The organism is Bacillus sp. AFS088145 (assembly GCF_002564465.1).
In the GTDB taxonomy this organism is placed as follows: domain Bacteria; phylum Bacillota; class Bacilli; order Bacillales; family Bacillaceae_G; genus Gottfriedia.
On sequence record NZ_NUUX01000004.1, the window covers coordinates 60,944 to 78,163 of the forward strand.

The 17,220-nt window shown below is 32.9% G+C and carries 12 protein-coding genes and 2 pseudogenes; 11 read left to right on the forward strand and 3 right to left on the reverse strand.

From position 1 onward, the window contains the following. Positions 1-36 precede the first annotated feature (36 nt). Positions 37-756 carry a hypothetical protein gene (locus COI44_RS01835; RefSeq protein ID WP_098233972.1) on the reverse strand — a complete coding sequence of 240 codons (720 nt, stop codon included), beginning with the start codon at positions 754-756 and terminating at the stop codon, positions 37-39. A gap of 202 nt (positions 757-958) precedes the next feature. Between COI44_RS01835 and COI44_RS01840 the strand changes: the two genes are divergently transcribed. From COI44_RS01840 to wrbA, 3 genes are all read left to right on the forward strand, one after another. Next, a complete protein-coding gene (locus COI44_RS01840; protein ID WP_098426395.1) occupies positions 959-1,933 on the forward strand; it encodes an NAD(P)-dependent alcohol dehydrogenase in 975 nt (324 codons plus the stop codon). Between the two features lie 1,751 nt (positions 1,934-3,684). Continuing rightward, the gene (locus COI44_RS01845) at positions 3,685-7,227 is read left to right on the forward strand and encodes a S8 family serine peptidase (protein ID WP_286163707.1); all 3,543 of its coding nucleotides are present in this window, start codon (positions 3,685-3,687) and stop codon (positions 7,225-7,227) included. A 614-nt stretch (positions 7,228-7,841) separates the two neighbouring features. Then, positions 7,842-8,453: an NAD(P)H:quinone oxidoreductase gene (gene wrbA, locus COI44_RS01850; protein ID WP_098426396.1), complete on the forward strand. Its 612-nt coding sequence runs from the start codon at positions 7,842-7,844 to the stop codon at positions 8,451-8,453. Positions 8,454-8,610: 157 nt separating this feature from the next. On the opposite strand, the gene COI44_RS24925 is transcribed toward wrbA, so the two are convergent. Then, a complete protein-coding gene (locus tag COI44_RS24925; RefSeq protein WP_483295456.1) occupies positions 8,611-9,003 on the reverse strand; it encodes a tyrosine-type recombinase/integrase in 393 nt (130 codons plus the stop codon). Between the two features lie 575 nt (positions 9,004-9,578). Between COI44_RS24925 and COI44_RS01860 the strand changes: the two genes are divergently transcribed. From COI44_RS01860 to COI44_RS01890, 8 genes and pseudogenes are all read left to right on the forward strand, one after another. Further along, positions 9,579-10,154 (forward strand): TetR/AcrR family transcriptional regulator, encoded by a 576-nt coding sequence (locus tag COI44_RS01860; protein WP_098426397.1) that lies wholly within the window; start codon positions 9,579-9,581, stop codon positions 10,152-10,154. Between the two features lie 513 nt (positions 10,155-10,667). After that, entirely contained in the window at positions 10,668-11,840 is a 1,173-nt protein-coding gene (locus COI44_RS01865; protein ID WP_098233969.1) for an MFS transporter, read from the forward strand. 405 nt (positions 11,841-12,245) lie between these two features. Further along, positions 12,246-12,677, forward strand: coding sequence for a universal stress protein (locus COI44_RS01870; protein WP_176525975.1), 432 nt, complete (start codon positions 12,246-12,248; stop codon positions 12,675-12,677). Positions 12,678-12,852: 175 nt separating this feature from the next. Then, positions 12,853-13,167: an iron-sulfur cluster biosynthesis family protein gene (locus COI44_RS01875; protein ID WP_098426399.1), complete on the forward strand. Its 315-nt coding sequence runs from the start codon at positions 12,853-12,855 to the stop codon at positions 13,165-13,167. 107 nt (positions 13,168-13,274) lie between these two features. Beyond that, positions 13,275-13,385 (forward strand): annotated as a pseudogene (locus tag COI44_RS24930) (hypothetical protein); the annotation flags it as partial. An 803-nt stretch (positions 13,386-14,188) separates the two neighbouring features. Continuing rightward, a pseudogene (locus tag COI44_RS23995) lies at positions 14,189-14,338 on the forward strand (Organic hydroperoxide resistance protein OhrA); the annotation flags it as partial. A gap of 422 nt (positions 14,339-14,760) precedes the next feature. Beyond that, complete coding sequence (locus COI44_RS01885; RefSeq protein WP_098233963.1) at positions 14,761-15,060, forward strand: hypothetical protein; 300 nt, start codon at positions 14,761-14,763, stop codon at positions 15,058-15,060. A 205-nt stretch (positions 15,061-15,265) separates the two neighbouring features. Beyond that, the gene (locus COI44_RS01890) at positions 15,266-15,526 is read left to right on the forward strand and encodes a cytochrome P450 (protein ID WP_098426400.1); all 261 of its coding nucleotides are present in this window, start codon (positions 15,266-15,268) and stop codon (positions 15,524-15,526) included. A gap of 152 nt (positions 15,527-15,678) precedes the next feature. Here COI44_RS01890 and COI44_RS01895 read toward each other — a convergent pair whose 3' ends face one another. Continuing rightward, positions 15,679-16,578, reverse strand: coding sequence for a tyrosine-type recombinase/integrase (locus tag COI44_RS01895; RefSeq protein WP_098426401.1), 900 nt, complete (start codon positions 16,576-16,578; stop codon positions 15,679-15,681). Positions 16,579-17,220 lie beyond the last annotated feature (642 nt).

Below are 17,220 nucleotides of genomic sequence, written 5' to 3' on the forward strand. Positions count from 1 at the left end.
CACCTTTTTTGTGATATAAGAAATTATATGATCGAGTCAACTAAACCGGATGTTGCTTATATCGATCGCAACGAACAGCATATCGCGAACTGGTTCCATATTGGGTCCGCGTAAATAAGCGCGGCGTTTTGTAGGATAATGAAAGCCTTCAACCTCGATGTAGTCGTCGATATATTGCGCCGCCGGAAAGCTGCCTGCGACATCAACATGATAGTCGTGTCTGCGCAGGTGTAAATCAGCGTCAAAATAGAAGTCCTGCTCCTTACTGTGACTAGCAATGTTATTGGGAAACCTTACACGCAATCCTCGCCAAGTCTCATTGCCTTCTTGCCAGGATGGGATTTCGCTGACCTCAAACCCCGGCATCATCATGAAAAAAGGTGTAGTCAGGTATGTCCACATTGCGTATCCATTGAAATAGGCTCGATGAAGTGGATTCCATGGTGTGTTCATCGTATGATTCGCAAACGAGGTCCTAGGATCGTCCTGCTCGCGAATGACTTCCCCGGACAGGGTTTCAATCGCAATACGATCGGGGCTGAAGGAAGTCCGCCAATCCGGTTGACCGAAGGGAGTGAGAGATGCGACTTCAGAGTGAAGCGCGACTGTCATCTCACGAGGATTAGAGTCTTGAACGAGCCCTTTCAATGCCCATAAACTACCACCGGTGACGATCGTGGCAGTTAATGAATTATATTTTTCCCAACGGTTTAACCCGCCATGCGCTTCTATTACTTGTATCAACAATTCGTTCATATGTTCCTCCTTGTTGCGGATTGAGTTACGTCTATTTAAGTATTGCCTTTTATTCAAAGTTTAGAAGTTTATTTTCAGGATAGTTGAACAAGGAATTAACAAAATAATGGAGAAATAATATAATGTTCAACATATATTTTAGAATTGGTATTCATAAAATTTTTTATTTTTTACCAAACCTAAATGTAAAGGAGAACACTTAATGAAAGCGATGGTATACAATAAATATGGAACAAATAACGTTCTTAATTTAAAAGAAGTCGAAATACCTGCTTTAAAAAACAATGAAGTATTGGTAAAAGTTTATGCTGTATCTGTAAATTCTTGGGACTGGGATCTCATGAGAGGTAAACCATTCCTGGCTCGTCTTGGGGGACTGCTAAAACCAAAATATAAAATACTCGGTGCTGATATAGTAGGGAGGGTTGAAGCAGTTGGCAAAGATGTAAAACACCTCTTTGAAGGAGATGAGGTATTCGGAGACATTTCCTGGTGTGGTTGGGGAGGATTTGCGGAATATGTATGCGTTCGTGAAGATGCATTGACGTTGAAACCAGCTAATATGACATTCGAGGAAGCAGCTGCCATTCCACAAGCAGCAGTCCTGGCCTTGCAGGGGCTTCGTGATAAAGGACGGATTCAGGATGCACAAAAGGTTTTAATTAATGGTGCTGGTGGAGGTGTTGGTACGTTTGCATTGCAAATTGCCAAATTATACGATGCTGAAGTAACATGTGTGGACAGTACGAGGAAATTGGATACCCTAAAATCCATTGGTGCAGATCATGTTATTGATTATACTCAAGAAGATTTCACCCAAAACGACCAGTTTTATGATCTGATTCTCGATGTTGTAGGAAATCGGTCGATTTTCGATTACAAGCGTTTATTAAATCCTGAGGGTACATATGTCATGGTCGGAGGTTCCTTGACTCTAATTTTTCAACTTCTGTTCCTTGGACCCTTGATTTCTAAAACCGAGAATAAGAATATGTCTATTCTTGTTCATAAACCAAACAAAACTGATCAAAATTTTTTAATGGAACTTTTTGTGGCAGATAAATTAGTACCAGTTATAGATAGACGATATTCGTTAAGTCAGGTGGCAGAAGCTATCCGGTATCTTGGAGAAGGACACGCCAAGGGCAAGGTTATCATCTGTGTAGAACATATTTGATACTATATAAATTTTAGATTATATGTTATTGCCAACTGCAACCTACGTTAAGCAAAATGGAGCCGTTTCGTTCATTATGACTAACTGGCGCGATAGTTACATAAGTAAAAAGGAACTTCATTTCATGTGAAGTTCCTTTTTTCTTTTTTCAATCGGTCGCTCAGCTAGGGAATCGATTGAAGTATTTACGCACTAAAATTGTAATTTGAAAAGCTGAAACTCTACTTTTATATACCAGTTAAAAATCAACTTTTAAACAAAATAAATGAGTAAAAAGAAATCACAGAGATAGAGAACATACTAATTTTCAAATAAAATAAGTGTTAGACCTCTTAGCTCAAAAGATAGATTTAACTCTAATGATTCTATTACTAATTTAAAAAAACATTAATTTATTATTTAATTTATTATCATCTAAAATATCAATCACTATCATTTAAAATAAAGTATTGCTTGTTTTTGTGAATACTTATAATATTAAGACCAGTTTCGTGGTTTTACTTAAAAGAGGATTAGAAAATACGATTCAATATTGGATAAAAATTGTCAAGGCGTTCAGAAAGCAAATAAAATTGTGTCCCTCATTTTATCTTCGAATAAAATTACCTACATAAATAAAGTAGAACAGCGTGCTATTTCTTTGAAAGGGCTTTATAGCGATGACTAGATGGAAAACTTAATTAAGTTAGTTAAGTAGGAATTAAGAGATCAGTATTGAATTTTGAAAATGGCGTATTAAAAGGGATATCACCAGGATTCTATCATTATGAAATTCTATTACTATTTTAGGAGGAAAGTGGAGGATGAGGAAGAAAAATGGTTTTCTTACAGTGCAAGGCTAAGGGGTGTAGTAGAATTAGCGATCAAGAAATTAAATGTATCTATCGTGTTTTCAAAATGTGACAATTTATCTATTTTTTATTAAGTAGCTAACTATTCAAGTTACTATACCATTTTACAAATTAAATTATTTTGTCAACAAAGAAACTTAAAAACATAGACTTATATTGATTTTCCTCCTATAATCTTGCCTCATTCTTATTTATTGATAACTGAAATGTATCATTATGATAACGAGAATGTCATTTACTAAAAAAAAATATTACCATATAATAACCTTAACATTTTGAATAGTCTGAATTTTTCTGTTTTTTTAATGGTTTAATTCCACTATCCTAAATGCAATTTATGTTAGAGGTGATGTATAAGAAAAAATTAGATTATCTGAAAAATAGAAACAAACAGCAGCAAATACTAAGTTAATGATTCGTTCTGTTGATATTATCAGCCAGTATTTACAGGTTGATCAATATAAAAAAAATATAGAGGCTAACAAATGAGAACAAAGATGACAAAACGAATTACTTCATTAGCACACGTTCTAACCTTATTCATTTCTTCTATTTAGTAGTTTGGTTTTTGCCTCAATTAAAAAGTCACTAAATGCTACAAAGAACCCACCCATGTGAATCACCAGTCTCGCTCTCTCCCATTCTCAATAGACACTACAATTTAAAGGTTGAAACACAGTATAAGGATAGTTCCAAAGCTGATGTTACAGCAGAAGGAAAATGGACTTCACTAGAATAGTAATTTGTAACAGTTGCTAGTGAGTGTTAACTGCATTGAAAGCAGGGTCTACACATGTACAATTCAATCTTGGAACTACTGTTTTAAAGGTTGAAGAAATATTACTAAAGATGCACATGTTTTAAGTCAAATGTCAAGATGAGCTAAGAGGAGGAAAGTGGATGATGAGGAAGAAAAAAGGTTTTCCATACAAAGTAATTACTACTACAACTTTAGCAGCATTGTTGTTAACATCAACGGGTTTTGCAGAAGAAACAGAAAGTAACATGGTTCCAGCTCCAAGTATTGAGGACATTGTAAAACAAGGTCAAAAAATTTTCTTAGATGAAGAGAAGCATTTAAATGAGAATCAAGTAGATGAACTAGGTTATAAGGATTTAAGTGAAAATGGTATTGTTAAAGCTTATAACCCAAATGAAAAAGTACGATTAATAGTTGAAGTAGAACAACCAGATTCTATTGATATTTCTCCTAAAGAAAAAAAGAAGCAACAAAAGCAAAAGCAAGATGACGTATTAACAAAAATTTCAAAGCAAAGATCAGCTTCCAAGGTAAAAAATCGTTTCTTTGAAGGCTTTAATGGGTTTAGTGTTGAAACAGAATTTCGTAAGGTTAAAGAAATACAAAATACACCTGGGGTTGCAAATGTACATATTGCAAGAACTTTTGAACCATCAATGGGTGCAAGCAAAGAATTGGTACAAGCTCAAAATGTATGGCAGCAATTTGGTTATAAAGGTGAAGGGTTACTAGTTGGGGTTATAGATTCCGGAATTGATTATACTCATAGAGATATGACACTTAGTGAAAAAGGTAAAAAAAAGGAAAAATGGACAGAATCAAATATCCAAAATAAGTTCGCTGAAACTGAAGTAAATGAGAAATGGTACAGTGACAAAGTACCTACAGGTTATGATTGGGCGGATGATGATACTGATGTAATACCTCATGGTCAATATGGAAGCCCACACGGTACACATGTAGCAGGTATAGTAGGAGCAAATGGTGACGAATCAAATGATGGCGTACAAGGAATTGCGCCGGGCGTGCAACTTTTAGCTGAAAAAGTGTTTTCTGATAATGGCGAAGGAGCATATGAGGATGACATTATCGCTGGTATTGAGCACGCAGTAACTATGGGAGCAGATGTTATTAACATGAGTTTAGGAACTGATGCTGGATTTGTTGGTGAGGACAACGATCCGATTCAGAAGGCAATCCACGTAGCAACAGAACATGGCACACTTGTAGTAGTTGCTGGTGGGAACTCTGCTTACAGCACTAAAAATGATCTAATACAATCTTCTTTACAACCTTATGCCGAAAATCCAGATATTGGTACAGTGAGTGAACCAGGGGTAAGTCCATATGCAATTTCTGTTGCTTCATATGAAAATTCGAAAATACATGTGAGCACACTTGTAGAAGAAAATGGACTTCAGCTTCCATATCAAGATCAAACTCAGTTTAACTTTAAGCTGTCTAAAGTATTATCTCCATTTGAAAGTTACGAGATGATTTATGTAGGTGAAGGTAGAACTGAAGATTTTAATAATAAAGATGTCACAGGTAAAATTGTTATTGCTAAACCAAACCAAATATACGGATCATACAGTTATATTCAATACGAAGCAAGTAGGAAAGGTGCTAAAGCTGTTATTTTAGTACCGTCGAATACAGATGTTGACTATCCAATTACAGACTTTAGTCCTTATTTTACTCCTGCGGCAACAACAAGCAAAGCAATCGGTAATTCGTTAATTTCTAAGTTAACAAGCGGATATATCGTTAAAATGAAATTATCAAAAGGAATTTATATTGATAATCCAAGTAAAGATACAATGTCATATTTCTCTTCTTATGGAACACCACATACATTAGACTTTAAACCTGAATTATCAGCACCAGGAGGTAATATTTATTCAACTGTTCCAGGAAATGAGTATGAGATTATGAGTGGAACATCAATGGCGACTCCACATGTATCAGGTGGGTCTGCACTTTTATTACAATCTTTATATGAAAAAGGTTTAGCACATTCAAAGGAAACAGTTTTAAAAGCTAAAATTGCTTTAATGAACACATCTAAAATTATAGAAGATCCACGGACAAATACTGAAGCTCCTTACTCTCCACGAATTCAAGGGTCTGGATTGATGCAAATACAAAATGCAATTAAAACACCTATACTCGTAACGAGAGAAAAAACTTCTCTAGAACAAGCAGGATCAGTTGCATTAAAAGAGATTAATGGGAATAAAGTCAATTTCAAATTGAATATAGAGGCACTTCAAAATAATAAAGTAAAAGGAAAAGATAAAGAAGATTTCGAATACAAAGTTTATGTAGATGTACTAACAGACGGCAAAGAAAAGAAAGAATTTGACTTAGACAATGATGGTACATTGGATTCAAAAGAGTATTTAACGTTAAAAAGTGAGCGAATACTGGGTGCTTTAGCTTCTGTGAATGGAGAAAAAGTATCTAACTCTCAAGGAAAGATATTAAAAATTAAGACAGGACAAAACAAGAATCTCGATATTCAAGTTGAATTTCCTTCCAATTTAAAGAAGGGAATTTTTGTTGAGGGATATGTACGACTAGTTCCCACAGGTCAAAACGCAGATTTAGCTGTTCCAATTTCTGTACCATATATGGGCTACTACGGAAAATGGGATCAACCACATAATATTGACCCTGTGGCATGGGATAAAGATGCTTTCTTAGGTTACACAGCTCTTTGGAATGATGAACCAGGTTCAGAAGGTACATTCCCACTAGGTTATGATCCGAAAACAGGAACATTTAACAAAAGTCGAATGGTTATTTCTCCGAATGCTGCCTTTAAAAATGTTTTCTCAACTTTTACGACACTAAGAAACTTACAAAAAACTGAAATGTATGTTGAGAATAAAAATGGTGAAATGATTCAATATCTTGGTGACTTTAGTGAATACACTGGAAAGCCATGGAAATTCCGTAAAAATATTATGTCTTATCGTAACTATTTAAATGGTGGTTATTTGTGGGATGTAAAAGACCAAAATGCCCAAGTAGTCAAAGATGGTAATTATAATTATGTAATAAAAACAACACTAGATTATAAGGATGCTAAACCACAAGTTGTAAAACTACCAATTCAAGTAGATTCTGTTGCTCCAGTCGTTTCGGATATTAAAGTACAACCGAAAGATGGACAATATGAAATTTCTTTCAAAGCAGTAGACAATGAAAAAGGTAGTGGATTTAAAGTCGGAATTATTTGGTATAACGGTAAATATAAGTCATTACAGATTGGACAGACATCAATCCTTGTGAATGAAGAACCAAAAAGCGTCGTCGTACTGGGCTCTGATTATGCATATAATCATGGATATTCAGTGTGGGGAGACCCTTCATATATTAATGAAGAAATGCTAGTTAGCTACTTTAGTGTATGGCCAAATGAAGATATTAGTGCAAGTATACCTGCTGGAATCGATGGATTTGCTAATAACAATGTAAATTGGACAATCACTATAAAAGATATAAATGGAAAAGTAATTGATTCTTTTGTAGTTGAAAATGAAAACGAAATCCATATAAAGTGGACCCCTGAATTAGATGTTCCAAATGGTAAATATTTTGTTTCAGCAGACGTTGTAAATAAACAAGGCTTTAAAGTAACGACAACCCCACAAACTGTTACTGTATTACAAAAATAGTAATAAAAAATGCCTTTCTCATATTCCATGGGCTGGCATTTTTTATTTAGTTATATTATTCTCTAATAAAATTTAATTCTTACTTATTCTAATATCACATAGATTAATAGATCGAATTAATTCACTTAGGCCATTACAGAAACCAGATAGTTCATTCGAATTTTTTTGATAATTTCCATACATTCTAGCAATTTTCCTCTTACCATTTGGTTTAAAATGGGATAACAATAAAACAGCTTTATGGGAATTGAATCAGAGACATTTAAAACTTATTAATAATTAAAAAAGTATTCAAATTTAGATAATCGTAATTGAACTAACGAGAGCGTTAGTTCAATTACGTTCGACTGTTTCGGCGGTCTTTTTTCTTATTCGACTAACCTGACCTGTAATAGAGCAGTCACTGGAAGTAAGTATTATCAGTTAGTCAATTGATTTTTCAAAAAGATACCAATGGGATAAAAAGATCTGCGTAAAAATGTATGTAAATTCAGATAGTAAGAAATAATGTATGTAGATTTAAATAGCAAGAAATAATAGGTGGTGTATTAAAATGGGTTTCTTATCCAAATTATTAGGAAATGGAAATTCATCTGACTAAGGAGACAGAAAAAATGACAAACGTAAAATTAGCAGTAATTTATTACAGCATGGGTGGAACAAATTATCAATTATCAAAATGGGCGGAAGAGGGGGCAAAAGAAGCAGGTGCTGAAGTAAAAATATTAAAAGTGCCTGAACTTGCACCACAATCTGTTATTGAAGGAAATGAAGGTTGGAAGGCACATGTCGATGCAACAAGTCATGTACCTGAAGTAACTTTAAATGATTTAGAGTGGGCAGATGCAATTATATTCAGTGTACCTACTCGATTTGGAAACATGCCAGCACAAATGAAACAATTCCTTGATACAACTGGGGGACTTTGGTTTGGTGGAAAACTTGTAAATAAGGTTGTCAGTGCGATGACCTCAGCACAAAACCCTCACGGTGGACAAGAAGCAACAATCTTATCTCTTTACACTACTATGTATCATTGGGGAGCGATAGTAGCAGCTCCTGGATATACAGATCCTGTCACATTTGGAGCTGGAGGTAATCCATATGGAACGAGTGTTACAGTTGGACAAAATGGAAAAATGATCGAAGATGTAGAAGCAGCTGTTAAACATCAGGCAAAACGTACCGTTACAGTGGCTGAATGGGTGAAAAAAGCAGATCAATAATGATGATAAGCTAATCAACAATTAGTTGGTTAGCTCTTTTTTTTTACAAACATTTAAGAATTAAAAGAAGTGATTAAATGGAATGTGATTAAAACTTATGTTGTAATTTATAATGTTTAATTCCGATTTGCTTATTGAACTGATATGAACGAAACTGTCAAACCACTACCCCAAAATTATACTTAAAGTAGGTTTCATTACGTCTATAGCCTGTCGTCTCATTGTTTACATGACCTAATAAACTTTGAATAACTTCAAGAGGAGCACCATTATCCATTAAATGAGTTGCATAACTGTGTCTAAGTTGATGTGGGGAAATTTCTTTATTATACTCTAAACGTAAAGAAACATTTTTAATGATATATCGTGTTTGTGCGATACTTAATCTGTGAGGGGCTCTTTCTGTTACAAATAATGCGACATCTTCATCTTTTCGCTCAATTAAATACCTGTTTATCCAAATTTCAGTACGAATATTGAAGTAAACTTTTCTTTCATTATCACCTTTCCCTCGTACAACAACGGAGTTATTAGACCAATTTATATCTATTCAAATTATTAACACAATTTCACCTATCTTACATCCTGATGAATACATAAATTCAATTATTGCATGTTCTTTTGCAGTTTGAATGCTTCGCGAAGGTGTTCAATTTCTTTTTCAGTTAAAAATTTAGGGATTCGAATTTCTGACTTCGGTTCTTTTAGTTTTGAGGAAGGATTTCTTTGGATTGTACCTTCTTCATGCGCCCACCGAAAAAAAGAATTAATAAAACGTACGCGATGTGCCAGACTTGCAGGCTTTAAGGTAGCACCTACCCTAAGGATAGCAAATCAGGTGTTCCAAAATTTAATACGAATATAAAAGTGCCAGCGTATATAACCCAGTTAAATTCCCAAGTCAGCAATAAAGGATTACCTGTTTCACAGGGGATGGAAACTAACAAAGACGCCTTTTAATCTAGAAAATACTTAATCGTTTAACATAATTAACGAACACTTATTAAACCGCAATTTTGAATTTAGAATCCTTTATCTGTCAAACTCCTTTTAAAAAGTGTATTGCTGATTATACAATGTTTTTATTTTTAAGTATGCTATAATCTTTCAAAAGGAGGTACTAGCGTGGCAAGACATAAGGAATATGATGAAAAAGAAGTTTTACAAAAAGCAACGGAACTATTTAGGTATCAAGGTTACGAAAAAACCTCATTGCAAGATCTTGTTTCTCATATGGGGATTCACCGAAGAAGTTTATATGATACATTTGGTGACAAACATACACTATTTATTAAAGCATTGGAACATTATGATCACAAAATGAAGAAAAAAATGGATATACAAGTTAAGAATTCATCAACTGTGAAAGATGCTATTAGAAGTATATTAGAAATGGCCGTATACCAAGATAACGAAAAATCGGTTGGTTGTTTGACTATTAATAGTGCAGTTGAGTTGACTTTACATGATCAAGAAGTAGCAGAAAAAATTGAACAAAATTTTTCTAAAACAGAAAAAATTATACTTGAATTACTATTACGTGGACAAGATTCAGGAGAAATTCCTAAACACCATGATATAGAAAAACTATCTCAGTTTATTCATAATTCTTTTGTAGGTTTACGAGTATTAGTCAAAACAACTAACGATAAAAATAAACTTAAAAATATTATTGATACGACACTCTCTATATTAGATTAGGACCGTATTTCTATTTTTATAGTGAATGAAAATAGTTAACTAAAGACAGTAAAGACAGTTAACTTCTTTTGTTGCTATTTATTTTAATAATCATTTGAGAACAAACGGTAAAAAATTCTTTACCTTTCGTTCTTGATATGTTATAAATATAAACGTCGAAGGAAGTTAATAATTGCATTGATGAATAGCCAATAAACAATTAATAGTATCTGAAACTAATATAAATAGCTTTTATGTATTGAGTTTCGAAAACAAGCGTTAATTAAAATACAATTATCGGAGCATGAATCCAGCCTGAAATTTTTATATTAATTGATTTAGACTGCGATTCTTTACAGATCGTGATATTCCCGAAACGTGAGTATATCCTTTTGGATAATCACGGAGTTATGGAGGTTTGCATATTTAAGAATGAGTATTCTCAAAAGATGAACGAATGGCATATAGAGTAAGCAAATTGTTAATAATGTTATAAAAGATAAGAATTAAATTTTAAGTATTAGAGAGAGGAAAATGAATGTGAAAAGAATGTTATTAGTTATATTATTGATGTCTTGTGGAGCAACTTTTGTAACTCCATTATTTCCGCTGTATAGCGAATATTATCAATTAAACAGTTTGCAAATTACGATTTTGTTTGCTATCTATGCTGCATTCCTGTTACCGACTCTACTTGTTGTGGGGGCAAAAGGAAGTGCTTGGGGACTGAAAAAAGTTCTTAGCATTAGTATTTTGATTTCAATAGTTTCAACTTTGCTCATGATTGGTAGTACAGAAGCTTGGATGATATATGTTGGAAGAAGTTTAGAGGGAATTGCGTATGGTTCGTTTACTGGTACGTCTGTGGCTTTTCTAATTAGACAATCAGATCCAAAAAAAATTGGTAAAGCTATTAAATATTCTGGAGTTACTGTACTTGTTGGCTTTGGACTTGGACCAGCAATTGCGGCTTTCATGTTACAATATTTACCTATTCAACCACTTAGATTACCTTTTTGGATATTAATTGGATTATTAATTATCTCGATTTTCATACTAGAATCTCTACCAAAGGATGTAGTTTCAAAAGAACAAAAGCTTGCAAAACATAAGATATCACTTGGGGTTCCAAAAAAAATACGTTCTCACTTTTGGTCGATGTCTGGACTTTCTATTTTTACAGTATTTACGATCCAAGGAACAGCACTTGCTCTAATTCCTACTTTCGTGAAAAATGTTATTCAAACATCTAATTTATTTATTTCTGGTTTGATCTTTTTAATTCTATTAGGTGGTGGTGCATTCGCACAGTTTATTCCTAGACCTACTCAACCTGTTACACGTATTAGATGGGGGATCTTGCTTTTAGCTATTGGTTCTTGGTTGATTGTTATATCTGGTTTTATAGCAAGTTTACCATTATTATGGATCAGTATATTCATACAAGCACTTGGTGGTGGGTGGACTTTCCAAAATGCACTATTTTTTGCAGGGCAACTGCCTGAGCCTGAAGCGAAACCACGTGTGATTTCGGCTTTCTGGATGTGTGCGTATATAGGGTTTATTGTGCCTCCAGTTTTTGTTGGAGCACTTACTCAATTTTTCAATTTAAACATTTCTCTTGTCGTGCTAAATCTGTTTTCTTCCTTGATTGTCGTTTATGTATTGTTGTATTCAGTTAGATTTAAACAAGTCACTTCCAGTTAAACGTGAGACATATAGTACAACAGTTCCAAATAAAGGAGCTTCAAGATGATATGTAATAATGAACGGAGAGGGGGAATGCAAACAAACCATTAATTTTTATTTGGATAATTGAGAATGAACGTTCTCAATCGGGGTCTTCAGCTATTAGTTACGATTAAAGCAACTGCAAATATGGTTTTATAGATAGGAGAATCTCCTCTATGATTTCGCGATCAATGGAAAAGTTGCGCATACAATGGAAAACTTTGAGGGATTCTATTAAAAAGCATCAAATTAAAATATGTTATTGATCGACCGTCAAGTTTTTTCATCAAAGCGGAGGATCAGATCTGATTAATAAAAAAGATAATCACCGTCATGAGTTTAATCATAAAAATAAGATTTTATAAAAAGGGGAGTAACAATATGTATGAACGATTTTTGGTTCCAGTTGACGGATCCGAACACTCTAAACATGCATTGAAATCGGCAAAAAAGTTGGCGCAAAACATGGGGATAAATGCCCGTATAACGCTTCTTAATATCATTCCTAGTAACAATATCAACAATATCAATACATTTGCTTACGGAGTGGATATTGAACAATTGCAAGTAGAGGAAGTTAGGAGGATTTTAGATGAATCCGCACAAGTCCTTTCAGGATCATCTATTCAATATGATAGCGAATACCATATAGGAGATCCTGCAGAAATGATATGCAAGAAGGCAAAAGAGGGAGATTACGATCTTATCGTAATGGGTAGCAGGGGACTTAGCCTCTTTTCAGAACTGCTCTTGGGAAGTGTAAGCCATAAAGTTGTCCAGCATGCGAATTGTGCTGTAATGATTGTAAAGTAAATAAGAGGTGATCGTTACCCCAAGTACTAAGAGAAAAAGTACAAGAAGTAAGCCAGGTTTTATTATAGAGTTTTTAAATGGTAAATTAATTAAGCAAGCTAAATCGTATGGATATGATTAGTGTTATTATGGTTTTTTGTTAGAACAATATCCTTACTGTAAGGAAGGTATATAAGTGGATTTTCAAATAACTGATTCTGCAAAGGAAGTATTGTGCAATAAAATGGATGAAAATCAATTTATTCAATTGTCATTTGATCGTGGAAGCTGTGACATAGTAAATAATATTTACGAAATGAAAGTTATTAACAAAAGACCAAATGACGCATATGAAAAAATTTTAACAGTAAATAACATTGAATTTCTAGTTAATAATGACTTTGAAGAAGTGTATCATAATCAATTAGTAATAGATTATTCAAACGGATCATTTATCTTTAAAAATAAAAACCAAATATTTAATAATAAAATAGGCCTTAGATATGTTTAGTATTAAACACGCGCCATAGGTAGTCATTAAATATTAAGGTTGAAAAAAAGTTGAAGAGGTAAAACCTGGAAGGTGATTTAGCATCCTAATGGAGAGGGTAAGTCCCACTCTCTGGATTAAAATATCTTGTTGGTAAAACAATGGATTATGTCAATAAGAATGCTTTTCAAGGTACCGTTTTAGCCCATGTAGATGGAAATGTTCCAAATCTATCTGTAGAGTTCTTGGTAAACCTGGTTATGAAGCTGAAAAAGCTGAATTACTAAAACGTATTAATAAATAAAAGCATCATAAAAGCACCTTTATCCAACTGATTATAGAATAAAGTGAACCCTCTAAGTGGGACACAAGAAAAAACACCTTTTATGTCGTATAGTTAAACTATATTTCATAAAGGGTGTATTTTTTATGGGGATGATTCAGATATTAAGTGGAAAGCTGTAAAAATGAATGAGGATGGCTTTACGAATAAAGAGATTATGGAAACGTTAGGAATAAAAAATGTTTCACAAATTAAAAGATGTATGAGGTGGTACCGAGCCGGGGATATACATCGATTTAATCAGCCAGTTGGTAAATAATATACTTTTAATAAAGGTATAGAAGAACTTTCGGAAATTGAAGCACTTAAATTAAAAGTTAAACAACTTGAGATGCAGAATGAAATACTGGGAAAGTTAAAAGGGATATCAAAAAATTAACGAAAACAGGTATTGTAAAGGTATTAGAAGCACTTTAAGTAAGAAACCCAATTCGAGAAATGTTAAAGTTTCTTGGGTTCCCAAAAAGTAATTATTACCGTTGGAAAAGACAAAAGTGACAATACTTAAGGATGAAACGAAATACAGTGGATTGGGTAGTTTAATAACATTAAATTGTGTCAATCAATTTACATGATGCCAAATTCTAGATTTGGGATTGTCTTAATAAATTTGAATTCCTTAATTAGGATATCAATAAAGATAGATGGAAATAATAGGTAGAGAAAAATGAAAATTTACACAAAAGGAGAAAATAACAAATGAATCAACAACCATTATTTACATCTACAGCAACTGCTGCTGGAGGAAGACAAGGCAGAGTTGAATCGAGTGATGGAAAGATAAAATTTGATCTCGCAATGCCAGGAAGTCCAAGAGCAAAAGAGTTACCAAACGCTACCAACCCGGAATTAGCTCAATGTTGAGGAACACAGGAAAACTATATAGGAATTTAGAGTATATATATATTCCAAATGTATCATTTCAAGCTTTATTCAGTGTGTCTAACACTAATTTTAAATTGTTCCTTTCGCTTACTTGATAAGCTATAACCTCGTTATTGTAAAGATCCATTCCTAAACATATTGAACTAACTGGCGCGTTAGCTCAACAACGATGGACTAAAAATAGAATTAAATTACATGCGTATTCTTGGAATGAAAATGCTAAAAGATTATACGAAAGATGACATTTGCAATCCCTCCTTTCCTAAGCACTATTGTTTTCCTATTCATAAAATATTATCATTCAACGTGCTTCAAATAGGTCAATATAAGCATAATTCTACACTTTTAAGGAAAACGTAATAAAAAAATGAATGGAGGAAATCCAAATGAGCACTGAAAATCCTAATGACAGTTATCCATTTCCAATTTCAGGAGTAGATTTAGATTCTAAGAACAGTGTGAAATTAAATGAGGATACATATGAAGTGTATGTAAATGATGAGCTTGTCGGACATAAAACATTAAAGAGCGCTGGAGAAAAGCTTTCTGATATTGAGGACTTTTTAAGTCATCAAGGAATTAATGATTTTTCTTCTGCAGTGAGAGGTGACCATTACTTAATTCATACTAGTGGAGACTTCGAACATTTGAAAAATGCATTATCCGTGTATTTTGAAAATCGATAGTAAGCAATTTGTTAAGCGAATTCTTTATAATATAATTTGAAGCCCCTTAAAGTAGATTTTTTAAGTAATCTACTTTAAGGGGTTTTTTATTTAACTATAAAAGGATAAGTTACTAAACATTCTTATAGATAGCATGAGTTATTGCATACCGTTAATATAATAAGAATATCTTGTGACTAAACTTTCTTGATTGGAGTGAAACGATATGCTTGAAGTGAAAGGACTGGCTTCTTTTTCACCTTTAGGACATTTAAATGAGTTTCGAAAAGACCCTCTTCTATTTTTAAGTGATCTTTATAATAATTATGAAACGATTGTCTCTTTTCGACTTGCTCATCGTAGGATTCATTTGCTGTTAGAGCCAGACCTTATTAGAGAGGTATTAGTGACTAAGCAAAATTCTTTTCATAAATCAAGGCCATTTCAAGAAATGAAAACCTTGCTTGAGAAGAGGGGAAAAGAGTAAAAAATTCGTTACTATTAAATGAAGAAACTTTATTAAAACTACTTGAAACACATCCGCATCTTGCATTATCAATTATTGAAAAAGGATATGGGAATATAAATGAATAAAGCTATCCATCACTTTGAGACGGACAGCTTTTTTTTTGAATTCAATTATTTTAAAAACGATTCAATTGCTTTTTTCTTTTGTTCTAAATTTATATGTGTATATATTCCTGTTGTTGATAAACTAGAATGCCCTAATAATTCTTGTAATGTTTTTAAATCCACTTTTTCGTTACCTTGTAAGAGTAAAGTGGCAAATGTATGACGTAGGTGATGCAATGAAAAACGTTGAGCGGGTAAACCAGCTTTACTGATTAATTGCTTAAATATTAAATGCAAGGATCTTGCATTCAACTCCTTAATTAACTTACTCTTAAAAACTGGTTCTGACGAATGTGTATGTTCGATAAAAAGATTACTTTTAAACTTATGAAATAAAGTTATTATAATTGAGTGAAGAGGGAGAAGACGTTCCTTATTTCCTTTACCATGGATTAATATTGTTTTGTTTTCAAAATCCAATTGTTCCCAAGTTAAACTAACAAGTTCTGATCTCCTCATACCTGTTGTTGCCAATAACTTAAACATAACTTCATTCCGCAGCGAATAAGGATGATTATCGTGTTCTAAAAAATTAAAGAACAATTGAAGTTCACTTAATTTCATATAATTAGGTAATTTCATATCCGATTTAGGAGAGTCAACTCCAGCCATAAAATCAAAGTTTATGAAATGATCTTTGACACAGTATTTACTAAATGACTTTAGACAGGAAATGCGGCGTTGTAGTGTTCTAGGTTTAATATTATTGTGTATGACTTGGTCCTGTATAAAACGACGAACAATAGAGCTTGAAATATCCGAAAGAACAAGTGATCGACTATGATTTTTTAAAAACTGAACAAAACAATGCAAATCGTACTCATATGAGATAAAAGTATTGTTTGATAAATTTCTCTCAATTTTAATGTAAGATAAAAACTCATCAACGGCATGTTGAATATTCATTTGCAAAATACCTTCTAATATTTTTGTTATAAGGATGCAACCGAGAATTATGTACCGAACCAAATAATTATTGGTATGACCTGAAAGATTATTGGTAATATCCGTTACTTATTGTGAAGGTGATACCGAGAACTGCCTAATAATGATGTACACCGACACAAATGTGTTTACTCTTAATTATCTAATTACGTTGGTATATCAAGGATAGGTAACATATTTATGTCGTTGATTTGCGACACAAATGTGTTTACTCGAGAAAAGTGCGACACAAATGTGTTTACTTGAAATACTGTTCTTTCTTTTCCAAAACGACACAAATGTGTTACTTCAGAAAATATTCCCCTAATTGAAATTGACATTCAAAAATTTAAATAAACACTATAGATATAAAATACACATTAAAATTTTAAAATATAAGTTATTAATAAATGTGCACTTTCAATTGAAAATAATATATAACAGTAAAGGATGATCCAACTATGAATCTTCCTTTTATTATTGAAAAGTAGGTTTTTGCATTTATTGAAGGACTTTGTCAAACTACACATTTTTATTAGCATTCTTCAAAAAATAGAGTCGTATTAGCTATTTAAAATAAATTTTTCAAAAACAGAAAGTAAGTAATAATAAAACTTTAATATA